Below are 21738 nucleotides of genomic sequence, written 5' to 3'. Positions count from 1 at the left end.
GGTGCGCTGAGGGCCGGGTCGGCGGATCAGCGGGCTCGGGGCGGCCGCGGCGCGCGGGCGGCGACCATGAGCTGTCCGAGGGCCAGCCCGCCGTCGTTGGGCGGTACCTGGTGGTGGCGCAGCACGGTGAAGCCGTCGGCGGTGAGCCTCGCGGTGCTGTCGTCCTCCAGCAGGGCGTTGGCGAAGACGCCGCCGGTGAGGGCCACGGTGGTCAGGCCGGTGGCCTCGCGGGCGCGCCGGCACAGCCCGGCGACCGCGTCGGCGACGCCCCGGTGGAAGCGGGCGGCGAGGACGGCCGGGGGGACGCCCCGACGCTGGTCGGCGAGGAGGGCGCGCAGCACCGGGGCCGGGTCGGCCAGCGGTCCGGTCCCGAGGCCGAAGGCATACGTGCCGGTGTCCGCGTCCCGTGCTTCGAGCGCCAGCGCCTCCAGGGCGAGCGCCGCCTCGGCCTCGTGGCCCGCGCGGTGGCAGACGCCGGTGAGGGAGGCCACGGCGTCGAAGAGGCGGCCCATGCTGCTGGTGGGGACGCAGGCGGTCTGCCGGGTCAACTGGGCTTTGAGCAGCGAGAGTTCCGTGGCGGTGCAGGCGGCGACACTGGGCAGTCCGGGTGTCCAGTCGAGGCCGGCCGCCCAGAGCCGGGCGAGCGCCTGGCGGCAGGGGTTGGCGACGCCCGCGTCCCCGCCGGGCAGCGGGGCGGGGCTGAGGTGGGCGAAGCGGCGGTACGCGGTGTGGTCGGCGAGCAGGATCTCGCCGCCCCAGACGGTGCCGTCGTCGCCGTACCCGGTGCCGTCGAAGGCGACGCCGATGACGGGGGTGGTGCCGTCGAGGCCGTGTTCGGCCATGGCGGAGGCGATGTGGGCGTGGTGGTGCTGGACCAGCACCGGTTCGGGCAGGGCGGCTTCGGCGGCGCGGCGGCGGGCGTACGCCGTGGAGTGGTAGCCGGGGTGCCGGTCGGCGGCGATCAGGCCGGGGGTGACGCCGGTGAGGCTGCCGAGGTGGGTCTCGGCGCGGCGGGCGGCGTCCAGGGTGGCGAGGTCGCCCATGTCCCCGATGTGCGGGCCGAGCCACGCCTGGTCGTCCTCGCCGAGGCAGAGCGCGTTCTTCAGGTCGCCGCCGACGGCGAGCGCCGCCCGCACCGGCACCGGGAGGGGCAGCGGGCGGGGTACGTGTCCGCGGGAGCGGCGCAGGACCTGGGTGGTGCCGTCGGCGCGGACCCGCAGCAGGGAGTCGTCGCAGGGGGCGGCGATCTCCCGGTCGTGGGTGAGCCAGGCGTCGGCGAGACCGGCGAGCCGGATCAGCGCCTCGGCGTCGTCGGTGACGATGGGCTCGCCGGAGCGGTTGCCGCTGGTCATGACGAGCACGCGGGGCCCCGGCGGATCGCCGGGCAGGCCGAACAGCAGGGTGTGCACGGGGGTGTAGGGCAGCATGACGCCGAGGTGCGGACTGCCGGGCGCCACCTCGGCGGCCAGGCGTGGTCCGTCGCCGGTGGTACGGGCGCGCAACAGGACGATGGGGCGGTCGGGGCCGGTGAGGGCGGCGCGTCCGGCGTCCGTGAGGTGGGCGAGCTGTCCCGCGGTGGCGAGGTCGGCGCACATCACGGCGAACGCCTTGCCGCCGCGTTCCTTGCGGGCGCGCAGGGCGGCGACGGCACGCGGGTCCGTGGCGTCGCAGGCCAGGTGGTAGCCGCCGAGTCCCTTGACGGCGACGATCCGGCCCTGGGCGAGCAGGGCCCGCGCGGCGGTGAGGGCGTCGGCGTCGCGGGCCGGCCGGGCTCCGGTGCCCTCGGCGGGGATGAGGCTCAGACCGGGGCCGCAGCCGGGGCAGGCGACGGGCTGGGCGTGGAAACGACGGTCGAGCGGGTCGGCGTACTCGCGGGCGCAGGCGGGGCACAGCGGGAAGCGGGCCATGGTGGTGGCCGTGCGGTCGTAGGGCATCGCGGTGGCGATGGTGAAGCGGGGGCCGCAGTGGGTGCAGGTGACGAACGGGTGCCGGTGGCGGCGGTCGGCGGGGTCGGCGAGTTCACGCAGGCAGTCCACGCAGGGGGCGGTGTCGGGCGGCAACTGGGTCCGGCCGGTGGTGTGTTCGGTGGCCTGGATGGCGAACTCACCGCGGGCTCCGGTGGGCGGCAGGTCCTCGTGGGTGATGCCGGTGACCGAGGCGAGCGGGGGCGGGCGTTCGGCGAGCAGCGCGCAGAACCGCTCCACGTCGGGCAGCGGGCCCTCGACCTCGACGAGGACGCCGTCGGCGGTGTTGCCGACGAACCCGGCGAGCCCGTGCTCGGCGGCGAGCCGGTGCACATGGGGCCGGAAGCCGACCCCCTGCACCGTGCCCCGCACGGTGAGGCGGCGGCGGACCCGGCCCGTCGCGGGGGCCGTCATGCGAGGGGGGCTGCGGCCGGGTCGTGGTCGTGGCTGTGGCCGCCGTCGTCGTGGCTGTGGCCGCCGTGGCCGTCGTCGTGGCTGTGGCCGCCGTGGCCGTGGTCGTGGCTGTGCGGGCCGGGGGCCAGCGGCGGGCGGTGGGCGGGGGGTGCGTGGCGGACGGCGAGGGCGCGCTCCAGCAGGGCGTCGACGCCGTCGCCGCTGCGGGCGCAGGTCCGTACGGTCTCCACGCCGGGGTTGACCCGCTGGACGTTGGCGCGGAAGGCGGCCTCGTCGAAGCCGGCGGCCTGGGCGAGGTCGGTCTTGGTGATGGCGACCAGATGGGCGGAGCCGAAGGCGGTGGGGTACTTCAGCGGCTTGTCCTCGCCCTCGGTGACGGCCATCAGGGAGATCCTCAGGGTCTCGCCGAGGTCGTAGGAGGCCGGGCAGACGAGGTTGCCGACGTTCTCGACGAACAGCACCTCGGTGCCGGCGGGGAGCCAGCCGTCGAGCCGGTCGCGGACCTGGCCGGCCTCCAGGTGGCACAGGCCGTCGGTGAGGAGCTGCTGGACGGGGGCGCCGGAGCGGGCGAGGCGCTGGGCGTCGTTCTCGGTGGCCAGGTCGGCGGTGAGGGCGGCGACGGGGACACCGCGCTGGACGGCGCGGGCCAGGACGCGGCCGAGGAGTTCGGTCTTGCCGCTGCCGGGGCTGGACAGGAGGTTGACCACCGTGACGCCCCGCTCCGTGAGGTCCTCACGCAGGCGGGCGGCGAGGTCGTCGTTCTTGGCCAGGACGGCCTGCTTGACGTCGGACCGGCACATGGGCACAGCTCCTCGGAAGATCGGGGGCCTGGGCCCCGGGCCGTGCCGGGCACGGCCCGGGGATCTCACCGATCTTCGGCTGCGCCCCCGCCGGGGCCGGGCAGCGCAGCCGCGTGCGGGTGCCGTGATTCCATCGGGCGGCCCAACGCGGGCGGGACCGCGGCCGGATCGGCCAGCAGTACGGGGACGAGGGCGTGCAGGGTGTCGACGGCCCGTCCGACGGCCTCGCGCACCGCTTCGCTGAGTCCGGGGGCGATGTCCTCCTCCGGGCTGGGCAGTACGGCGGGCTCGCAGGCGAGGACGAGGACGCGGGGCAGCGGTTCGTCGCCCAGGTGGGTGGCGAGGGCGAGCACCTTCTGCGGGTCCATGCCGTGGGCCTCGGGCACCACGCTCGCGTCCGGCGGTTCGGTCTCGATCAGGGAGAGCGTGCCGGGACGGTGTCCGCGCGGTGCGGCGTCGACGAGCACGGCGGTGGCGCAGCCGCCGAGCAGGGCGTAGGCGAGGTCCATGCCCCGGATGCCGAAGTCCCGCACGTGGGCGCCGGGCGGGAGGGGGCGCCGCTCCAGGGCGCGGATCACCTCGGGGCCGAAGGCGTCGTCGCCGAGGAAGATGTTGCCGACCCCGGCGACGAGCAGGGGTTCGCGTGGGACAGGGCTCACGGGGGTCATCGTCCGTCTCCGGGGTGCAGGGGGCGGGTGGCGTCCGAGGGGATCTTGCGGACGAAGGCCGAGCGCAGGGCGTGGTAGGGGGCGTCGGGGTCGCAGAAGACGGCGTGCATGCGGGCGAGTTCGTCGCGCCGGTGGTCGGCGAGCGGCCGTACCGCCTCGTCGGCCACGCGGGCGGCGGCCTTGGCCTCGACGCGGTCCTCCAGGCCGGGTGCGGCGGCGAGTTCGGCGGCCATGGCCCGTACGGTCCCGGCGAACTCCTCCGGCGCGGCCGGGACGAGACGGTCCACCAGGCCGAGCCGGACGCCACTGGCGGCGCTGACGGGCAGGGCCTCGGCGGTCAGGCGGCGGGCGGTCTCGGGGCCGGTGCGGCGGGGCAGGCTGTAGGTCCAGAACTCGGAGCCGTACAGGCCCATGCGCCGGTAGTGCGGGTTGAGCACAGCGCCGGTGCGGCACCACACCTCGTCGGCGGCGAGGGCGAGCATGGCGCCTCCGGCGGCGGCGTTGCCCGCGAGCGCCGCGACCACCAGCCGGTCGGTGGTGCGCAGGACGGCCTCGACCAGGTCGTCCATGGCGTCGAGGTTGCGCCAGGACTCCTCGCCGGGGTCGGGGGCGCCCTCGATGACGTTGAGGTGGATGCCGTTGGAGAAGAAGTCGCGGGCGCCGCCGAGGACGAGGACACGGGTGGGGCGGCCGAGGGCGTACTCGTAGGCGGCGAGGAGCCTGCGGCACTGGTCGGTGCTCATCGCGCCGCCGGGGAAGGAGAAGGTGACGAAGCCGGCGGTGCCGTGCTCGCGGTAGCGGATGTCGGCGTAGGTGCGGCGGCCTTCGGGCAGGTCGAGCGGGGCCGGGATCTCGGGCGGCGCCGGGGCGTGCGGGCCGGCCCAGGAGGCGAGGACGGTGGCGGCGGGGCGGCGGAAGGGTGCCGGGTCGCCGGAGTTCTTGCGGGGGCGCAGCTCGGGAATCCACACCGCGCCGTCGCGGGTGGCCCGGCAGACGGCTCCGGCGCGGGTGGCGAGGAGGTCGCCGGGGCGGCCGCGGAGGTCGTCCTCCGGGTGGCCGCCGTGCAGGAAGACCTCGCGGCCGCGGAGTTCGTCGAGGACGCCGGGCTGGGAGTCGGCGCCGCGCAGTTTGCGCAGCACGGTCGCGGTGTCGTCGCGCTCCCAGTCGATGCGGCGCCGCTCCTGGCGGTGGAAGTCGCGCCAGACGGCGGTGGGCCAGTCGCCGGTCTGCGGGCGGGGTTTGTGGCTGCCCCCGGCGTATCTGCGCACGGCCCGGTGCAGGGCGGCCATGGCGGCGTCGGCGGCCTCGTTGCGGTACAGGTCGCTCTTGCCGGTGGCCGGTACGGGGAAGGGTTCGTGGGCCCAGATCGCGCCCGCGTCCAGGCCCGCCTCGGCCTGCAGGACGGTGACGCCCCAGTGGCCGGCCTCCTCGGCGAGGGCCCAGTCCAGCGAGGAGGGTCCCCGGTCCCCGGGCGGGCCGGGGTGCACGATCAGGCAGGTGTGCTCACGCCACAGGTCCTCGGGGAGCGCCGTCCTCAGCATGGGCGCGATGATCAGCTCGGGGCGGAGTTCGCGCACGGCGGCGCGGACGGGGTCGGGACCGTGCGTGGCGAGTACGACGTCCACCCGGTGGCCGGCGTCCGAGAGTTCGGCGTAGGCGCGCTGGGAGAGGCTGTTGAACGCGCTGGCGACCAGCAAAATGTCCATGAGACCGTATGTTCGTCCATGTTCCGGACGTCATGTAGGACCATCGGAACGTTTCATCACCCCTAGTCGGCCCCTTCTCCTCAGAGACGGGCAATACGGGCCCTTCGGTACGGACGTGCGTTCGCCCGTCGGCATGGGGTTCGAGGCAGGGCGCCGACCCGGATGCGGGGGTCCTCCGGCCGGGTGACGATGGGGGGACGTCGGCCCGTTCCGCTGCGCGGGGAGGACCCATGACCGCTTACGGCACCGGGCGTTTCGACCCGGCACGGGTGGCCCACCTGTCCGGGCGGTTCGCGCCCGTCACCGAGGAGGTGGACGAGGTCTCCCTGGCCGTGGAGGGCGAGCTGCCCGGCGACCTGGACGGCGTCTATCTGCGCAACGGCCCCAACCCGCGCTTCACCCCGATCGGCTCCTTCCTCTATCCGATCGACGGCGACGGCATGCTGCACGGCGTGTGGATCGAGGGCGGCCGCGCCCGCTACCGCAACCGGTTCGTGCGCACACCCGCCGTACTCGCCGAGGAACGCGCGGGCCGGGCCCTGTGGGGCGGCATCGAGTCGATGATCACGCCGGACGAGCGGGAGGTGGGGCCGGAGCTGGCCCGCACCTTCCGGGACCTGCCCGACATCAACGTGGTACGGCACGCGGGCAGGCTGCTGGCGCTGGCCGAGGCGGCCTGCCCGTTCCGGATGACCCCGGACCTGGAGACTGCGGGCCGGGAGACCTTCGGCGGCGCCCTGCCCGCCGGGATCACCGCCCACCCGAAGACCGATCCGGCCACCGGCGAGATGGCGGTGTTCTGCTACGCGCTGGAGCCGCCGTACCTGACATGGTCGCTGATCGCCCCGGACGGGACGGGGGCACGGGGGCCGGTGCCCGTCGACGGGGTCGACGAGCCGATGATGATCCACGACATGGCCCTCACCGGCCGGTACCTGGTGCTGGTCCTCGCCCCCGTCTTCTTCGCCCCGGGCGCGGCGATGAGCGGCGGCTCGCTGATCGACTGGCGTCCCGAGGCGGGCACCCGGGTCCTGCTGATCCCGCGCGACGGCTCACCGGTGCGCGAGGTGGCGGACGACGCCTTCTGGCTCTGGCACACCGTCAACGCCCACGACGAGGACGACGGGACCGTGGTGCTGGAGTACGTGCAGTGGTCGCGGCTGTCCCTCGGCGACCCGGGCGGCGAACCCGCCCGCAGCGCCCTGGTCCGGGCGGTCCTGGACCCGGCGGCCGGACGCATGCGGCGCACCGTGCTGGACGACGCCCGCGTGGAGTTCCCGCGCATCGACGACCGCCGCACCGGCACCCGGCACGGGCGGGTGGCGGTCGCCTGGGACAGCGGGCGCTCCCCGGACCTGCTGCCCGGCGAGTTCGACGCCCTGCGGTGGTACGACACGGGCGCGCCCGGCGTCCCGTCCCGCACCTGGCACGCCGGTGACCTCTCGGTGGGCGAGCCCGCCTTCGCGCCGTCGCCGGGGAGGGCGGACGAGGACCGGGGCCACTGGCTGGCCTTCGCCACCGACCGCGGGGACGACACCTCGTGGCTCCTGGTGTTCCCGGCCGGGGAACCGGAGAGCGGGCCGGTGGCGCGGGTGCGCATCCCGGTGCGGGTCCCCCTCGGGCTGCACGGGAACTGGCTGCCGTCCGAGGAGTAGCCCACGCGGCCCAGTGGACGTCACCGGATGTCCCGTTTGCCCGTAGCGTCGTGGGTGAGTGACGGTCAGCTCGGCGGGTGCGGAGACGAGGCGGGCACGTGGTGGCTGGTGACGGGCGGCGGACGGGACGCGAGCGCTCCGGGCCGGCCGCGCGGGGCGCGGTGCCGGGCAGCCGTCCGGCGTACTCCGTACGGCTGCCCTCGGTGACGCGGTCCGTCCCGCGGTCGTCGGTGGCCGAGCGGACCGTGGCCTGGCTGCGGATCGCGGCGGCCTACGCGTGGCGGCTCATCCTCGTCGGCATCGTCGTCTGGGGCATCTTCGGCGTACTGGGCCGCTTCCAGCTCATCGCCGTCTCGCTGTTCCTGGCTCTGGTGATCACCTCGGTGCTGCGGCCCCTCGCCGACCTGCTGGACCGGTTCATGCCCCGGCCGCTGAGCGTGGCGCTGGCCGTCCTCGGCAGCATCGTGCTCGTCCTCGGGCTGCTCGCGCTGGTGGGCAACGCGGTGGCGGGCGAGTCGACGCGGCTGAGCGGCGAGTTCCGGGGCGGGGTGCACCGGATCGAGGAGTGGCTGCGGCAGCCGCCGTTCCGGCTGAGCGCGGGCCGGCTCGCCGCGCTGCAGCAGGAGGTGACGGACTATCTCGCCCGGCACCGGGCCAGCCTGTTCAGCAGCGCGGTGTCCGGTCTGGGCCGGGTGGTCGAGGTGATCACCGGCGGGGCGCTGGCGCTGTTCGCCTCCGTCTTCTTCATCCACTCCGGCGAGCGGCTGTGGGGCTGGGTCAGCCTCAGGCTGCTGCCGCGCGGCGCCCGCCCGGTCTGGGACCGCGCCGGCCACGCCGCCTGGCGGACCTTCGCCGGATACACGCGGGGCATCATCATCATCGCCGCGACCAACGCGATCCTGGTCGGCATCGTGCTGCTCATCCTGCGGGTGCCGCTGGCGCTGCCGCTGACCCTGCTGGAGTTCTTCGCCGCGTTCGTGCCGCTGGTGGGCTCACCGGTGGCGCTCGGGGTGGCGACGGTCGTGGCACTGGCCGGGCGCGGCCCGCTGACGGCGCTCGCGGTGCTGGTGCTCATCGTGGTCATCGGCCAGCTGGAGGGGCACGTGCTGCATCCGCTGGTGATGAGCTGGGCGGTCCGGCTGCATCCCCTGGTCGTCGCGGTGTCCGTGATCGCGGGCAGCATCGTGGCGGGGGTCATCGGCGCCGTGGTGGCGGTGCCGTTCGTGTCGGTGGTGTGGGCGGTCCTCGCGACGCTCCGGGCGCCCCCGCCGTCCTCATGACGGTGCGCGGGCCGGCCGGGTGGCCGGGTCCCGCGCACGGTGGGCTGTCGGTGCGTCAGCCGTTGGCGAGTGCACGCACCCGGGAGAGCGAGCCGTTGAACTTGTTGTGGTCGCCGACGGTCTTGCCGGTGGAGGTGTACTGCCACATGGTGTGCGTGGACCAGCCGGCCGGCAGCGTGCCGGGGGTGGAGGCGTAGCGGGCGATCCACAGCGGGTGGGAGGAGGCGAAGCCGGAGTAGTTCCCGGTGCAGTCCTTCCACCAGTTGGTGGCCGTGTAGATGACGGCGTCGCGGCCGGTACGGGCCTTGTAGCGGTTCAGGAAGTTCTTGATCCAGGTCACCATGCCGCTCTTGGACTTGCCGTAGCAGGACGCCCCGTAGGGGTTCCACTCGATGTCCAGCACCCCGGGCAGCGTCTTGCCGTCCTTGGACCAGCCGCCGCCGTGGTCGACGAAGTAGTCGGCCTGGGACTTGCCGCTGCTGGTGTCCGGGGTGGCGAAGTGGTACGAGCCCCGGATCATGCCCGCGGCGTAGGGCCCGGTGTACTGCTGGGTGAAGTAGGGGTTCTTGTAGTACGTCCCCTCGGTCGCCTTGGTGTAGGCCCACCGGGTGCCCGCGCCCCACAGGGTGGACCAGGAGACGTCGCGCTGATGGCTGGAGACGTCGACGCCCTCGGTCTGGGTGACCCGGAGGGGGGCGGACCGCTCGCCGGCCCCGGGCGCGCCCCCGTCGTGGGCGCGTACGCCCACGCCCATGTAGGCGCTGCCGCGCGAGGCGGTCGGCCCGCCGGAGTCGGGCACGGCGGCGGGGGGCGACAGGAAGAGGACAAGGCCGGTCAGGACGCCGGTGAGACACAGGCGTGAGCAGCGGCCGCTGGGGGGAAGTATGTCGCTTCGCACGACTTCCATCTGACCCGCCATCGGGCCGTCCCGCACGCCGGAGTGGGCCCAACGAAGCCGTGCGCGGCCGGTCCTTGGGCCATGCGGGTGTCCCGGGGGCGCGGCCCGGCGGGAGGAGGTCCCCGGCCGGGCCGCGCGCCGGACGGCTCAGCCCTCGATGCGGTGCTGGGTCCAGAAGGAGGTGAGGTCGGTGGCGGTCGCGGCCTGGGCGGCGGCCTTGAACTCGGCGGTGGTGGAGACGCCGTACCAGTGGGCGGTGGCGTAGTCCTTCAGCAGCTTGGCCATCGCGGTGTCACCGAGGACGCGGCGCAGGTCGTGCAGGGCGCACTTGCCGTAGCCGTAGACGACGGTGGAGTAGCGGGAGGAGTGGGTGTCCCAGTAGGCCATCGCGTTGGTGATCTTCTCCGCGCTGGAGGCCCAGGAGACGCTGCTCCAGCAGCCGGAGCCGGTCTTGCCCTGGGCGAGGTCGGTGGCGTAGTCGGTGAAGGACTCGTCCAGCCAGGGGCTGTTGTACTCGTCGTCGCCGACGATGCCGTACCACCACTGGTGGGCGATCTCGTGGGTGAGGGCGGTGGTGCTGACCAGGTCGAGGACGAAGCCGGGGTACTCCATGCCGCCGAACCAGAAGTTGTTGTCGATGACCGCGTCCAGCTCGCCGTAGGGGTAGGCCCCGAAGCGGCCGGCGTGGGCGTCGACGGCGCTCTTGGCGGTGCTCAGCATCGACTGGGCGCTGGAGGAGCTGATGTTGGAGACGGAGTAGACGTTGACCGGGACCCCGCCGGGGGAGGTGCCGGAGATCTTGCTGAAGGGCCCCGCGGCCCAGGCGAAGTCGCGCACCTTGGACGCGGTGGCGGTGGTGACCGTGCGTCCGCTGGTGCCGGGGGTGTCGGTGGAGGTGCCGGTGGCGGGGACCAGCAGGGTGCTGGGGTGGTCGAGGGTCACCTTGAAGTCGGCGGCCAGCGAGTAGAAGGACTCGCCGTTGTTGGTGTACGGGTCGAGGTGCCAGCCGCCGCCGTCGCGGACCGCGAGGACGGGCAGGGCGTTGCCGATGAAGCTGAAGGCGCCGTCGTGGCCGAACCGGTCGGCGCCCTCGGGCACGGTGATGCCGAGGTCGAAGCCGATGGTGGCGCTCTGCCCCTGGGCGAGCGGCGCCGGGAGGGTGATCTTGAGGGCGGTGCAGGCCACCGAGAGGTCGCCCGCCGTGCCGCCGGTGACGTTGCTGACCTTGATGGGCGGCGCCGAGCACGTGCCGTGGTAGTTGTCCCACAGCCGCAGGTAGACCTCACCGAGCGCGGTGGCCGAGGCGTTGGTGAAGGTGGCGCTCTGGTGCCCGTTCCAGACGGTGCCCGTGCTGTCGCTGCTGAGGCTGACGGTGTAGGCGGGCGCGGCCGGGGTGCGCACGCTGTCGGCCGGGGGCGGCGTGGTGGTGCCCGAGGTGTCGAGGGCGATGTCGTCCAGGACGAAGCTGGTCTGGAGGCTGGAGTCCTCGGTGCCGGTGAAGGAGAGGCTCACGGTCTGGCCCGCGTACGAGGAGACGTCCACCGTCTTGCGGACGTAGCCGGAGGCCCGGTCGAGGTTGGAGTACGTGGCGAGCGTGGTGGAGCCCGCCTTCACGGTGAGCTTGTCGTACGCCGTGGACGAGGTGGTCTCGGCGGTGTCGACGTGGAGGTGGAAGCTCAGGGTGGCGGTCGAGCAGTCGCCCGGGACGGTGACGCTCTGGGTGAGGGTGTCGGTGCGGGTGCGTCCGGTGCCGTCGAGCCAGGCGAACGAGGTGCCGCCGTGGGCGCTCTGGCCGGTGCGGCTGGTGATCAGGCCGGACGTGGACTGGGTCCAGGGCGACGTGCCGCTCTCGAAGCCGCCGTTGGCGACCGTCTGCGCGGGGGTGCACGCGGCGGCGGCCGAGGGCCGGGCGGCCGCGGGGGTACCGGGGAGACAGAGGGCGATCAGGGCGGCTGCGGTGAGCGCGCCGGTGCCGAGCTTCCGGTAGGGGGTGGGTCTCACACGCTACTCCTTCGGCGGCGGCCGGGGTTCGGCCTGCTCGGTGGCCGCCTGACGGGCGGGGTGCGTGCCGGGGCGGCCGGGGGGCGGGGGTGCGCGATCTCTGTGCGGTACCGCGCCGCGCCCCTGCGGGCGTGGCCTCCGAAAGAGTGACAGATTTGACTTGGGCATGCCAGAGAGCCGCGCGGGGCGCCGCCGCCCCGCCGCCAGGCACCGGGCGCCCTCCCCGCCGGGCGCCGGTGCCGCGCCGCGTCAGGCGGTGCGCAGCTCCATGAAGACCGCGCGCAGCCGGGTGCCGTCCGGGCCGGCCCAGCCGGTCGCCACATGGCCGACAGCGCCCTCGGGGCGGGCCGGCGGCTCGGCACCGGGGACGGGAACCAGGACGCGGTGGACCCGCAGCACCGTGCCGTGCGGCGCGGGCAGGACCGTGCCGTCCGCGTCGTCGGCGGGGGCCGGGGTGTGCGCGGCGCCCGGGAGGGGCTCGCCGGTGAAGGAGCGGACGACCTCGTGGTCGGGGGTGTCCGTGACGCTCTGCGCCACGGCCTGGGCGGTGCCGCCGATCAGGGCGAGCAGTGCGGTGGTCAGCACCGGGTCGTGGCAGCCGTCGTAGACCCAGCGCTTGCCCAGGACACCGTGTTCCGTGGTGCCGATCAGGGCGTCCTCGGCACCGGCGAGGGGGGCTCCTCGGTAGGTGAGCGGGACCAGGTAGGAGACGGGCTCGGGGGTGGAGCGGTCGGTGGCCACCATGAACTCGATGCCGACCTCGCCCGCGGGGTCGTCCAGCCGGAAGCCGCCTGTCCGCTCCAGCTCGGGCGCGCCGGGGCCGCGGTACCAGGGGCGGGTGGGGAGCCAGGTGGCGAGGAGTTCGACCTTGGTGGGAGTGAGGGTGGTCTTGTGGATGACGGCCATCGAGCGGTGCCCCTCCTGCGTACGGTGACGGAAACCTCTGGAGTCTTCCACACCGGCCCTGCGGCAACTGTGACCTGCGGTGCGGAAGTTGACGTGGTCCGGCTTCTGGTCGCGGGGGCCGGCCCGGAGGTATACAAGGCCGGTCGAGGGCGCGGGGAGCGCCGGGCCGCGAGCGAGGGGGACGATCTCATGGCGCGTGACGGAGAGACGGCGAGAAGGCGTCGGCGGGCCGTGCTGGGGGCGCTGCTCGGCGGCTGCGCCCTGGTCGCCGGTTCGGTGGTGCCGGCGGCGGCGCAGCCCGCCGGACACGGTACGGACTATGTGGCGCTCGGCGACTCGTACACCTCGGGCCCGTCGATACCGGACCAGGTGGACGCCAACTGCGCCCGTTCGAACCGGAACTACCCCTCGCTGGTGGCCGCGGGACGCCGGACGGGCACCTTCGAGGACGTCAGCTGTTCGGGCGCGACGACCGCCGAGATGTGGCGGGCGCAGGGCACCAACGCGCCCCAGCTGGACGCGCTGGACCGGGGCACCGATCTGGTCACCGTGCAGATCGGCGGCAACGACGTCGGCTTCGGCTCGATCATCGCCACCTGCGCGCGGCTCGGCGCCACCGACCCGGGGGGCAACCCGTGCGAGCGCTCCTACCGGGCCGCCGGATACGACGAGCTGACGGCGGCGGTGGCCCGTACGGCGCCCAAGGTCGACCGGGTGCTGCGGGCCGTGCGCGCACGCGCTCCGCACGCGCGCGTGCTGCTGGTCGGCTACCCGGACCTGCTGCCCGACGACGGCACCGGCTGCTTCCCCGACGTGCCGTTCGCGCGCGGCGACTTCCCGTACCTGCGGGACACCGGCAAGCGGCTCAACCTGATGCTGCGCCTGGTCGCGGCCTTCGACCGGGCGGAGTACGTCGACACGTACAGGCCGACGGTCGGCCACGACATGTGCAAGGCGCCCGCCGACCGCTGGATCGAACCGCTGCGGCCGGCCTCCCCCGCGGCCCCCGCCCACCCCAACGCGCGGGGCGAGGCGGCGATGGCGCGGGCGGTGCTGGACCGGCTGGAGCGGGGACACGGGCGGCACTGACCGGCCGCGTCCCCGCTTTTCTTCGGCTCAGTCGCCGAGCGCGCCGAGGACGACGCCCTGGGCCTCCTCCTGCACACGGGCGAGGTGGTCGGGGCCGAGGAAGGACTCGGAGTACACCTTGTACACGTCCTCGGTGCCCGAGGGGCGGGCCGCGAACCAGGCGTTGGCGGTGGTGACCTTGATGCCGCCGATGGAGGCGCCGTTCCCGGGCGCCTCGGTGAGGACGGCGGTGACCTCCTCGCCGGCCAGGGTGTCGGCGGTGACCTGCGCCGGGGACAGCTTGGCGAGCAGCGCCTTCTGCTCGCGGGTCGCCGGGGCGTCGATGCGGGCGTAGGCGGGCTCGCCGAAGCGGTCGGTGAGGGAGGCGTAGTGCTCGGAGGGGGTGCGGCCGGTGACGGCGGTGATCTCCGAGGCGAGCAGGGCGAGGAGGATGCCGTCCTTGTCGGTGGTCCACACCGAGCCGTCGCGGCGCAGGAAGGAGGCGCCCGCCGACTCCTCGCCGCCGAAGCCGAGGTCGCCGCTGAGCAGGCCGTCCACGAACCACTTGAAGCCGACCGGCACCTCGACCAGACGGCGGCCCAGGTCGGCGGCGACCCGGTCGATCATCGTGGAGGAGACCAGGGTCTTGCCGATGCCCGTCGCCTGGGGCCACTGCTCGCGGTTGCGGTAGAGGTAGTCGATGGCGACGGCGAGGTAGTGGTTGGGGTTCATCAGACCGGCGTCGGGGGTGACGATGCCGTGCCGGTCGGCGTCGGCGTCGTTGCCGGTGGACAGGGCGAACCGGTCGCGCTGCTCGATGAGCGAGGCCATCGCGTGCGGGGAGGAGCAGTCCATGCGGATCTTGCCGTCCCAGTCCAGCGTCATGAAGCGCCAGGTGGGGTCCGCGTGCGGGTTGACGACGGTCAGGTCGATGCCGTGCTCGTCGGCGATCCGGCCCCAGTAGGCGACGGAGGCGCCGCCGAGCGGGTCGGCCCCGATACGCAGGCCGGACTCGCGGACCGCGTCCAGGTTCAGCACGCTGGGCAGGTCGCGGACGTAGGTGCCGAGGAAGTCGTACCGGCCGGTGGTGTCGGCGGCGAGCGCGCGGGCGTAGGGGAAGCGGCGTACGTCCTTCATGCCGCCCGCGATGATCTGGTTGGCGCGGTCCTGGATCCACGACGTGGCGTCGGAGGCGGCCGGGCCGCCGCTCGGCGGGTTGTACTTGAATCCGCCGTCGGCGGGCGGGTTGTGCGAGGGGGTCACGACGACGCCGTCCGCGAGGCCGGTGGTGCGGCCCCGGTTGTGCGCGAGGATCGCGTGCGAGACGGCCGGGGTGGGGGTGTAGCCGTCCTCGCTGTCGACGAGCACGGTGACGCCGTTGGCGGCGAACACCTCCAGGGCGGTCACCTTCGCCGGCTCGGACAGGGCGTGGGTGTCGGCGCCCAGGAACAGCGGGCCGTCGATGCCCTGGTCGGCGCGGTACTCGCAGATCGCCTGGCTGGTGGCGGCGATGTGGTCCTCGTTGAAGGCGGCCGCCAGCGACGAACCGCGGTGCCCCGAGGTGCCGAAGGCGACCCGCTGGGCGGGGTCCGCCAGGTCGGGGTGCAGCGCGTAGTACGCCGTGACCAGGCGGGCCACATCGACAAGGTCCTCGGGCCCGGCCGGACGGCCGGCTCGCTCGTGCGCCATGGGTCCGCTCCTCCGCATCGGTGTTCTCATTCGAAAGCTCGGGGCCATTTTGGCTTGTCACAGGCCGTGCGGGCGAACGGACCCGGCGCGGCGCCGCCCGCTCGCGGCCGGCGGTGGCCCCGGGGCGCGTCTGTCTCTCTGCCCAACTGGGCTTCTGTGCAAGCATGGCCGGGTGGGAGCGGGGTTGCCGGAGGGGGAGACGTGAGCGGCACTGTGGTGCGGGTGACGGCGGGTGGCGGGAGGCCGCTGCTGCTGCGGCCGTGGCGTGCGGAGGACGCGGCCGAGCTGGTGCGGGTGCAGCGTGACGACGCGGCGCTGCGGCACTGGATCTCGTCGGCCGTGGACGACGAACCGGCCGCCGCGCGCTGGATCGCCCGGCAGACCGAGGGCCGGGAGAGCGGCGGCCTCCTGGGCTTCGCCGTCGTCGCCGGTGAACTTCCCGAAGGGGAAGGCGAGTTGCTGGGCCACATCGCGCTCACGGGCGTCGAGCCGGGCGGCACGCGTGCCGAGGTCGGCTACTGGACGGCCGCGTCGGCGCGGGGCCAGGGCGTGGCTCCGCGCGCGCTGACGGCGGTGACCGAGTGGGCGTTCGGCCGGGGGCTGACCCGGCTGGAGCTGGTGCACCAGATGGACAACACCGCCTCCTGCCGGGTGGCGCTGAAGTGCGGCTACGAACCGTCCGGGGTGCTGCCCGCCGCGCCGCCGGAGTTCCCCCTCGACGGCCATGTGCACGTCCGGCACGCCTGAGGTCTCCCGGCGGGCGGGCCGGTCGGGGCGGGACGGTCAGGGCAGGATGGCGTCCACGTAGCCGCCGTCCACGCGGAGCGCTCCCCCGGTGGTGGCCGACGCCTGGGGAGAGCTGAGGTAGACCACCATGTTGGCGATCTCCTCGGGCTCGATCAGCCGCTGGATCAGGGACTGCGGGCGGTACTCGCGCATGAAGACCCGCTGGGCCTCGTCCCAGGGCAGGTCCTTGTCGACGAGTTCGTAGACGAAGTCCTCGACGCCCGCGGTGTGGGTGGGGCCCGCGATGACGGAGTTGACGGTCACCCCGGTGCCCGCGGCCTTCTTGGCGAAGCCCCGGCTCACCGCGAGCAGCGCGGTCTTCGACATGCCGTACTGGATCATCTCGGCCGGGATGACGATCGCCGAGTCGCTGGCGATGTACAGCACGCGGCCCCAGCCGCGGCCGGTCATGCCGGGCAGGTAGAGGCGGGTCAGCCGGACGGCGGCGAGGACGTTGACCTCGAAGTAGCGCCGCCACTCGTCGTCGGTGAGTTCCAGCGGGTCCGCGGTGCCGAAGATGCCGAGGTTGTTGACGAGGATGTCCACCTGGGGCAGGTCGCGCAGCAACTGCTGGGCGCCCTCCTCGGTGGACACGTCGCCCGCGGCGGCGACGAACTCGCCGTCCGGCACCTGCTCGGAGAACTCGGCGATGCTCGCGGCGACGCGTTCGGCGTCGCGGCCGTTGACGGCGACGCGCGCACCGGCGCGGGCGAGGCCCACGGCGATGGCCGCGCCGATGCCCTGGGTGGAGCCGGTGACCAGGGCGGTGCGTCCGGTCAGGTCGATGTGCATGGTGCGGGTGGTTCCTTCCGGTACGGGTGCTGCGGCTGCGCCCAGTGTGCGGGGGCGGAGCCTGGCGGGCGGACAGGTGCGGTCCGCCCGCGTGTTCCCCTCCCCCGCGACCGGAGGACCATCCCTGGTGGCGGGTCGTCAGTTCAGCGTGAACTTCTGCGCGGCGGAGCCGTTGCAGTCCCAGATCCGCAGCCGGGTGCCGTTGGCGGAGGTGCCGTTCGGCGTGTCCAGGCAGCGGCCGGACTGCGGGTTGCGCAGCGAGCCGTCGGCCTGCTGGACCCACTTCTGGCCCCCGGCCCCGTTGCAGTCCCACAGCTCGACCTCGGTGCCGTTGGCCGTGCCGTTGCCGTTGATGTCCAGGCAGCGGCCGAGGGTGGAGAGCGCGGTGTCGGAGCGGTGGAACCAGTGCTGGTCGACGGCCCAGGTCTGGCAGTCCCAGAGCTGTACGGCGGTCCCGTTGACCCCGGAGTCGTCGGCGGCGACGTCGACGCACTTGCCGCCGGGCGCGGCGACCGGAGCTCCGCCGTTGACGGCGAACTTCTGCGCGGCCGAGCCGTTGCAGTCCCAGATCCGCAGCCGGGTGCCGTTCGCGGAGGTGCCGTTGGGGGCGTCGAGGCAGCGGCCGGACTGGGGGTTGCGCAGCGAGCCGTCGGCCTGCTGGACCCACTTCTGCCCGCCGACGCCGTTGCAGTCCCACAGCTCGACCTCGGTGCCGTTGGCCGTGGCGTTGCCGTTGATGTCCAGGCAGCGGGAGATGGTGCCGAGGGAGGTGTCGGGGTTGTGGGTCCAGCGCTGGTCCTCGGCGTAGCCCTGGCAGTCCCAGAGCTGGACGGCGGTGCCGTTGACCCCGGTGTCGTCGGCGGCGACGTCGACGCACTTGCCGCCGGGGCCGCTGACGGTGTCCTGGGGCCCATTGGGCACGTTGGTCTGGCCGGAGTACCCGGCCGCGACGACGTTGGCCTGCACCGCGTTCTCGGCGGCGTCGGAGGGATAGCCGGAGACCATGGCGCCCTCGAAGAAGGTGCCCATGTTCCAGTTGCTGTTGTCCCCGCCGGTGCCGAGGATGATGCCGCCCTCCTGCTGCATGGGCCGGTAGCCGCCGCGCGAGGGCAGCGCGCCGTCCCACCAGGTGCTCAAGGGACCGGTCTGGGAGTTGCCGCCCTTGAGGGCGTACCGGGTCTGGCCGTCGTTCTTCAGCACGGCGGTGACGTAGGTGCTGCTGTTGCCCCGGTTGGCGGGGTTGGAGCCGTTGTCGCCCTGGAACATGCCGTTCTCCAGGTCGGCCTCGACCCAGGGGCCGCTGCCGGTGCAGGGGGCGAAGTAGCAGGTGGTGGCGATGGAGACGGCGTCCATGTGGCCGTTGCCGGTGTCGGCGGGGGTGCGTTCGGCGTTGCCGTAGTCGAAGCAGCAGGCGGAGCCGACGTGGGTGCCGCTGGCCACCATGTAGACGCCCTCGGGCTGTCCGTTCACCGCGACGCCGGAGGCGGCGCCGTGCGAGCGGTAGCCGACGCCGGGTGAGATCCAGATGCCGTAGACCTTGTGGCCGCCCGCGGTGACGGAGAGTTCGCTCGCGTCGGCGGCGCGGTCGGCGCCCATTCCGGCGGTGCCGGCGGGGCCGGGGTCGAGGTCGTTGTGGCGGCTGGTCTGGTCGTAGATCCTCGTCATGCGGCAGGTGGTGCCGCCGCAGAAGGTGTCCTGGCGGCCGGCGTCCGCGTAGCCCCCGGCGGCCAGGAGCCCGATGTCGGTGGCGGCGCCGTCGGAGGCGCGGGTGACCCGGTACAGCGGGCCGTCGTAGCCGGAGAACAGTGCCCGGACCGTGCTGTGCGCGGCGACGCAGGGGGTGCCGGCGGCGGCGTAGATGTCGCACGGCAGCGAGCCCGCGGCCTGGGCGGGCACACTCAGCCCGGCGAAGGCGCCCAGCAGCAGCGCGAGTACGGCCAGAACAGCCCGCAGGCGCCCGCGGGCGCCGGGTAACACGGCGGATCTCATTGCGCGCATCGTCTGCTCCTTCGCCGGCCGTGCGGTGGGGAGACGGAGTCGACGACTCCTCACGGCCGCTCGGGAACGTACGAAGGGCGATCGAACGCGTCAAGAATTGTTGCTTCAGACTTGTTCAAGCTTTTGCCTGTGTGGTGATTTGTTGCTTTGGCTGCGGCCGCACGCTACGCGTCGCCCAGCAGCCCCCGCATCGTCGCCAGGTCCGCGTCCTCCTGGGTCTCGTGGGTGCGGGGGCCGCAGGCGCCGAGGAGGCGGGTGAAGTCGTTGGCCGCCGCGGTGATGCGGGCGCCGAGGGCCGCTCCGTCCTGGGTGCCGAAGTCGCTGGTGGCGGCGTACACCGGGCGCGGGGAGACGATCGCGTGGAGGTAGGAGAACATCGGGCGCAGCGCGTGTTCGAGGACGAGGGAGTGCCGTTCGGTGCCGCCGCTGGCGGCGATGAGGACGGGCATGTCGGAGAGGGTCTCCTCCGGGAGCACGTCGAAGAACGACTTGAAGAGCCCGCTGAAGGAGGCGTTGAAGGCGGGGGTGACGGCGATGACCCCGTCCGCCCCGGCGACCGTGGCGAACGCCGAGTCCAGCGCCTCGCCGGTGAACCCGGTGAGCATCGCGTCCATGATCGGGTGGGCCAGCGGGCGCAGTTCGACGAAGGTCAGCTCCACCGGCTCGCCCTGTGCGTCGAGTTCACGGGTGACGGCCGCGGCGAGCCGGTCCGCCAGGAGCCGGGTGGAGGACGGCTCGCGCAGCCCGCCGGTGATGACGGTGATCTTCATCGTGCCTCCGGGGTGCCTTCGCCGGCCGGCTCTCCGCTCTCGCGTGCGCGCAGCAGCGAGGCGTGGGTGGGGGCGGCCGGGGTGCCTTCGGGCCGGCCCTTGGCGAACTCCCGGCGCAGTACGGGGACGACCTCCTCGCCGAGCAGGTCGAGTTGCTGGAGGACGGTCTTCAGCGGCAGCCCGGCGTGGTCGATGAGGAACAGCTGCCGCTGGTAGTCCCCCACGTACTCGCGGAAGCCGAGCGTCTTCTCCACCACCTCGGCCGGGGAGCCGACGGTGAGCGGGGTCTGCCGGGTGAACTCCTCCAGCGAGGGCCCGTGCCCGTAGACCGGGGCGTTGTCGAAGTAGGGCCGGAACTCGTCGACGGCGTCCTGGCTGTTCGGCCGCATGAACACCTGCCCGCCGAGCCCCACGACGGCCTGCTCGGGGGTGCCGTGGCCGTAGTGGGCGAACCGGCGCCGGTACAGGGCGACCAGTTCCCTGGTGTGGGAGGCCGGCCAGAAGATGTGGTTGGCGAAGAAGCCGTCCCCGAAGTAGGCGGCCAGCTCGGCGATCTCGGGGGTGCGGATGGAGGCGTGCCAGACGAAGGGCGGCACGTCGTCCAGCGGGCGGGGCGCGAGGGTGAAGCCCTGCAGCGCGCTGCGGAACTTGCCCTCCCAGTCGACCGTCTCCTCGCGCCACAGGCGGCGCAGCAGGTCGTAGTTCTCCGCGGTGAGCGGGATGGCCTGGCGGATGTCCTGCCCGAACCACGGATAGACGGGACCGGTGTTGCCCCGGCCCAGCATGACGTCGGTGCGGCCGCCGGACAGGTGCTGGAGCACGCTGAAGTCCTCGGCGATCTTCACCGGGTCGTTGGTGGTGATCAGGGTGGTGGAGGTGGAGAGGATGATCCGCACGGTCTGCGCCGCGATGTAGGCGAGCAGGGTGGTCGGCGAGGACGGCACGAAGGGCGGGTTGTGGTGCTCGCCGGTGGCGAAGACGTCGAGTCCGACCTCCTCGGCCTTGCGCGCGATGGCGACGGTGGCCTGGATGCGTTCCGCCTCGGTGGGGGTGCGGCCCGTGGTGGGGTCGGGGGTGACGTCCCCGACGGTGAAGATGCCGAACTGCATCCCGGCCGCGCCGGTCGTTTCGGACGACGCCATGCTGGGCTCCTTCAGACGCTTCTGCGGAAACCGCGTGCTGAGGTGGGGTGCCGCGCTCCCGTCATCGTTTCACGCCGGGTGCGATCCGGCACGGGCGGGAAGGAGGCGGGCCTCCGGGGCGCGTGGGAGAATCGGGGGATGTGCGGTCGTGCGACTGTCATGCCGCGAATGAGGTGGTTCCACGGCCGCCGCAGACACGTGGATCGATCCGCCGGGAGGCTCCCGTGAGCGAACGTCCCGAAGCGTGGCCGGTACTGGACCACGCGGAACTGGCGCCCATGATCGAATATGTGAACCGGGTGGTTCAGGTAGCGGGCAAGTACTCGCTGGACGACCCCTTCGAGGTCGGCTGGGGCAACATCGTGCTGGAGGTGTCCCCGCGCGGGCTGCGCACCCCGACGTTCCGACGCGACGGGGTCACCTTCACGGTGCACTACCGCCTGCTCGACGGTGACGTGGTGATCGAGAGCGACCGCGCCACGCGCACCCTGTCGCTGGGGCGGACGTCGGTCGCCGACTTCTTCGCGGAGTTCTGCGAGGCCGCCTCCGAGCTGGGCATCCCGCATCCGCGCAGCGCGCAGATCTGCGAGATGCCCGCCGCCCCGCCGAACTTCGAGGACGACCGGGTGCGCCGCGTGTGGGACGCGCACTCGGCCCGCCTGATGTGGGAGGCGTTCGATCTGGCGGCGGACGGCCTGGAGGCGTGGCAGGCGCCGTTCCTCGGGCACCGGCCGCGGGTCGGGGTGATGTGGGGCGGGTTCGACCTCTCGGCGACCCGGTGGCGCCCGAAGCGGACGGCCCCCGCGCCCGAGGGCCCGCCGTTCATGCGGAACGCCCAGCTGCACGAGTACGTGTCGGTGGGGTTCTCCTTCGACAACACCCACGGGGACGGCGGCAGCCCGCTGGACATCGGGATGTACGCCTACATCTGGCCGCAGCCGGACGGGCTCGCAGACCGTTCCTGGGGTGTCGAGGGCGCCGAGTGGCACCCGGACCTGGGGCTCGTGCTGCTGCCCTGGCAGAACCTGCGCCGGCTGCCGGACCCGCACGGGGCGATCGTCAGGTTCGGTGACGCGGTCTACGGCACAGCAGTGGAGACCGCCGGCTGGCCGGAAGACCTGGCCGGGCCGCGGGTCGACGGCTGGTACATGAGCGAGCACGAGCCGGCCGAGAACGTGGGGCAGGCGGGCTGAAGGGAACG

17 protein-coding genes are annotated in these 21738 nt (G+C 73.7%); 5 read left to right on the top strand and 12 right to left on the bottom strand.

Features of this window, described 5'->3' with window-relative positions; translation table 11 throughout:
• Nucleotides 1-26 precede the first annotated feature (26 nt).
• The 4 genes from hypF to ABZ898_RS11295 all read right to left on the bottom strand — a co-directional run bounded on the left by hypF (nucleotide 27) and on the right by ABZ898_RS11295 (nucleotide 5552).
• The gene (gene hypF / locus ABZ898_RS11310) at nucleotides 27-2378 is read right to left on the bottom strand and encodes a carbamoyltransferase HypF (protein ID WP_361655827.1); all 2352 of its coding nucleotides are present in this window, start codon (nucleotides 2376-2378) and stop codon (nucleotides 27-29) included.
• Nucleotides 2375-3178 carry a hydrogenase nickel incorporation protein HypB gene (hypB, locus tag ABZ898_RS11305; protein ID WP_361655824.1) on the bottom strand — a complete coding sequence of 268 codons (804 nt, stop codon included), beginning with the start codon at nucleotides 3176-3178 and terminating at the stop codon, nucleotides 2375-2377. Before hypB ends, hypF begins: the two co-directional genes overlap by 4 nt.
• A 65-nt stretch (nucleotides 3179-3243) precedes the next feature.
• On the bottom strand, nucleotides 3244-3846 hold the full coding sequence (locus ABZ898_RS11300; RefSeq protein WP_361655821.1) for a hydrogenase maturation protease: 603 nt from the start codon (nucleotides 3844-3846) through the stop codon (nucleotides 3244-3246).
• Nucleotides 3843-5552 carry an enoyl-CoA hydratase-related protein gene (locus ABZ898_RS11295; RefSeq protein ID WP_361655818.1) on the bottom strand — a complete coding sequence of 570 codons (1710 nt, stop codon included), beginning with the start codon at nucleotides 5550-5552 and terminating at the stop codon, nucleotides 3843-3845. The genes ABZ898_RS11300 and ABZ898_RS11295 overlap by 4 nt, the downstream gene beginning before the upstream one ends.
• Nucleotides 5553-5782: 230 nt before the next feature.
• Between ABZ898_RS11295 and ABZ898_RS11290 the strand changes: the two genes are divergently transcribed.
• Together ABZ898_RS11290 and ABZ898_RS11285 are read left to right on the top strand one after the other, a co-directional pair.
• Nucleotides 5783-7207: a carotenoid oxygenase family protein gene (locus ABZ898_RS11290; RefSeq protein ID WP_361655816.1), complete on the top strand. Its 1425-nt coding sequence runs from the start codon at nucleotides 5783-5785 to the stop codon at nucleotides 7205-7207.
• 194 nt (nucleotides 7208-7401) lie between these two features.
• A complete protein-coding gene (locus ABZ898_RS11285) occupies nucleotides 7402-8487 on the top strand; it encodes an AI-2E family transporter (protein WP_361656297.1) in 1086 nt (361 codons plus the stop codon).
• 55 nt (nucleotides 8488-8542) lie between these two features.
• On the opposite strand, the gene ABZ898_RS11280 is transcribed toward ABZ898_RS11285, so the two are convergent.
• The 3 genes from ABZ898_RS11280 to ABZ898_RS11270 all read right to left on the bottom strand — a co-directional run bounded on the left by ABZ898_RS11280 (nucleotide 8543) and on the right by ABZ898_RS11270 (nucleotide 12292).
• Nucleotides 8543-9394, bottom strand: coding sequence for a lysozyme (locus tag ABZ898_RS11280; RefSeq protein WP_361655813.1), 852 nt, complete (start codon nucleotides 9392-9394; stop codon nucleotides 8543-8545).
• A gap of 138 nt (nucleotides 9395-9532) precedes the next feature.
• Nucleotides 9533-11386: a M1 family metallopeptidase gene (locus tag ABZ898_RS11275; protein WP_361655810.1), complete on the bottom strand. Its 1854-nt coding sequence runs from the start codon at nucleotides 11384-11386 to the stop codon at nucleotides 9533-9535.
• Nucleotides 11387-11635: 249 nt separating this feature from the next.
• On the bottom strand, nucleotides 11636-12292 hold the full coding sequence (locus tag ABZ898_RS11270; protein ID WP_361655807.1) for a 1,4-alpha-glucan branching protein: 657 nt from the start codon (nucleotides 12290-12292) through the stop codon (nucleotides 11636-11638).
• A gap of 189 nt (nucleotides 12293-12481) precedes the next feature.
• Here ABZ898_RS11270 and ABZ898_RS11265 point away from each other — a divergent pair, with 189 nt between their 5' ends.
• Entirely contained in the window at nucleotides 12482-13381 is a 900-nt protein-coding gene (locus tag ABZ898_RS11265) for an SGNH/GDSL hydrolase family protein (RefSeq protein ID WP_361655805.1), read from the top strand.
• 27 nt (nucleotides 13382-13408) lie between these two features.
• On the opposite strand, the gene pgm is transcribed toward ABZ898_RS11265, so the two are convergent.
• On the bottom strand, nucleotides 13409-15049 hold the full coding sequence (gene pgm / locus ABZ898_RS11260; protein WP_361655803.1) for a phosphoglucomutase (alpha-D-glucose-1,6-bisphosphate-dependent): 1641 nt from the start codon (nucleotides 15047-15049) through the stop codon (nucleotides 13409-13411).
• 201 nt (nucleotides 15050-15250) lie between these two features.
• On the opposite strand from pgm, the gene ABZ898_RS11255 reads away from it, so the two are divergent.
• Nucleotides 15251-15796 (top strand): GNAT family N-acetyltransferase, encoded by a 546-nt coding sequence (locus tag ABZ898_RS11255; protein ID WP_361655801.1) that lies wholly within the window; start codon nucleotides 15251-15253, stop codon nucleotides 15794-15796.
• A 36-nt stretch (nucleotides 15797-15832) separates the two neighbouring features.
• Here ABZ898_RS11255 and ABZ898_RS11250 read toward each other — a convergent pair whose 3' ends face one another.
• The 4 genes from ABZ898_RS11250 to ABZ898_RS11235 form a co-directional block, all read right to left on the bottom strand.
• A complete protein-coding gene (locus ABZ898_RS11250) occupies nucleotides 15833-16627 on the bottom strand; it encodes an SDR family oxidoreductase (protein WP_361655799.1) in 795 nt (264 codons plus the stop codon).
• Nucleotides 16628-16765: 138 nt separating this feature from the next.
• A complete protein-coding gene (locus ABZ898_RS11245) occupies nucleotides 16766-18616 on the bottom strand; it encodes an arabinofuranosidase catalytic domain-containing protein (RefSeq protein ID WP_361655796.1) in 1851 nt (616 codons plus the stop codon).
• 173 nt (nucleotides 18617-18789) lie between these two features.
• Nucleotides 18790-19395 carry a CE1759 family FMN reductase gene (locus ABZ898_RS11240; RefSeq protein ID WP_361655794.1) on the bottom strand — a complete coding sequence of 202 codons (606 nt, stop codon included), beginning with the start codon at nucleotides 19393-19395 and terminating at the stop codon, nucleotides 18790-18792.
• Complete coding sequence (locus ABZ898_RS11235) at nucleotides 19392-20504, bottom strand: LLM class flavin-dependent oxidoreductase (protein WP_361656294.1); 1113 nt, start codon at nucleotides 20502-20504, stop codon at nucleotides 19392-19394. The genes ABZ898_RS11240 and ABZ898_RS11235 overlap by 4 nt, the downstream gene beginning before the upstream one ends.
• A gap of 257 nt (nucleotides 20505-20761) precedes the next feature.
• Here ABZ898_RS11235 and ABZ898_RS11230 point away from each other — a divergent pair, with 257 nt between their 5' ends.
• Complete coding sequence (locus ABZ898_RS11230) at nucleotides 20762-21730, top strand: DUF5996 family protein (RefSeq protein ID WP_361655793.1); 969 nt, start codon at nucleotides 20762-20764, stop codon at nucleotides 21728-21730.
• Nucleotides 21731-21738 lie beyond the last annotated feature (8 nt).

This window comes from Streptomyces sp. NPDC046860 (assembly GCF_040645115.1).
Lineage (GTDB): Bacteria > Actinomycetota > Actinomycetes > Streptomycetales > Streptomycetaceae > Streptomyces.
This window is presented reverse-complemented; position numbering and strand designations above follow the sequence as displayed.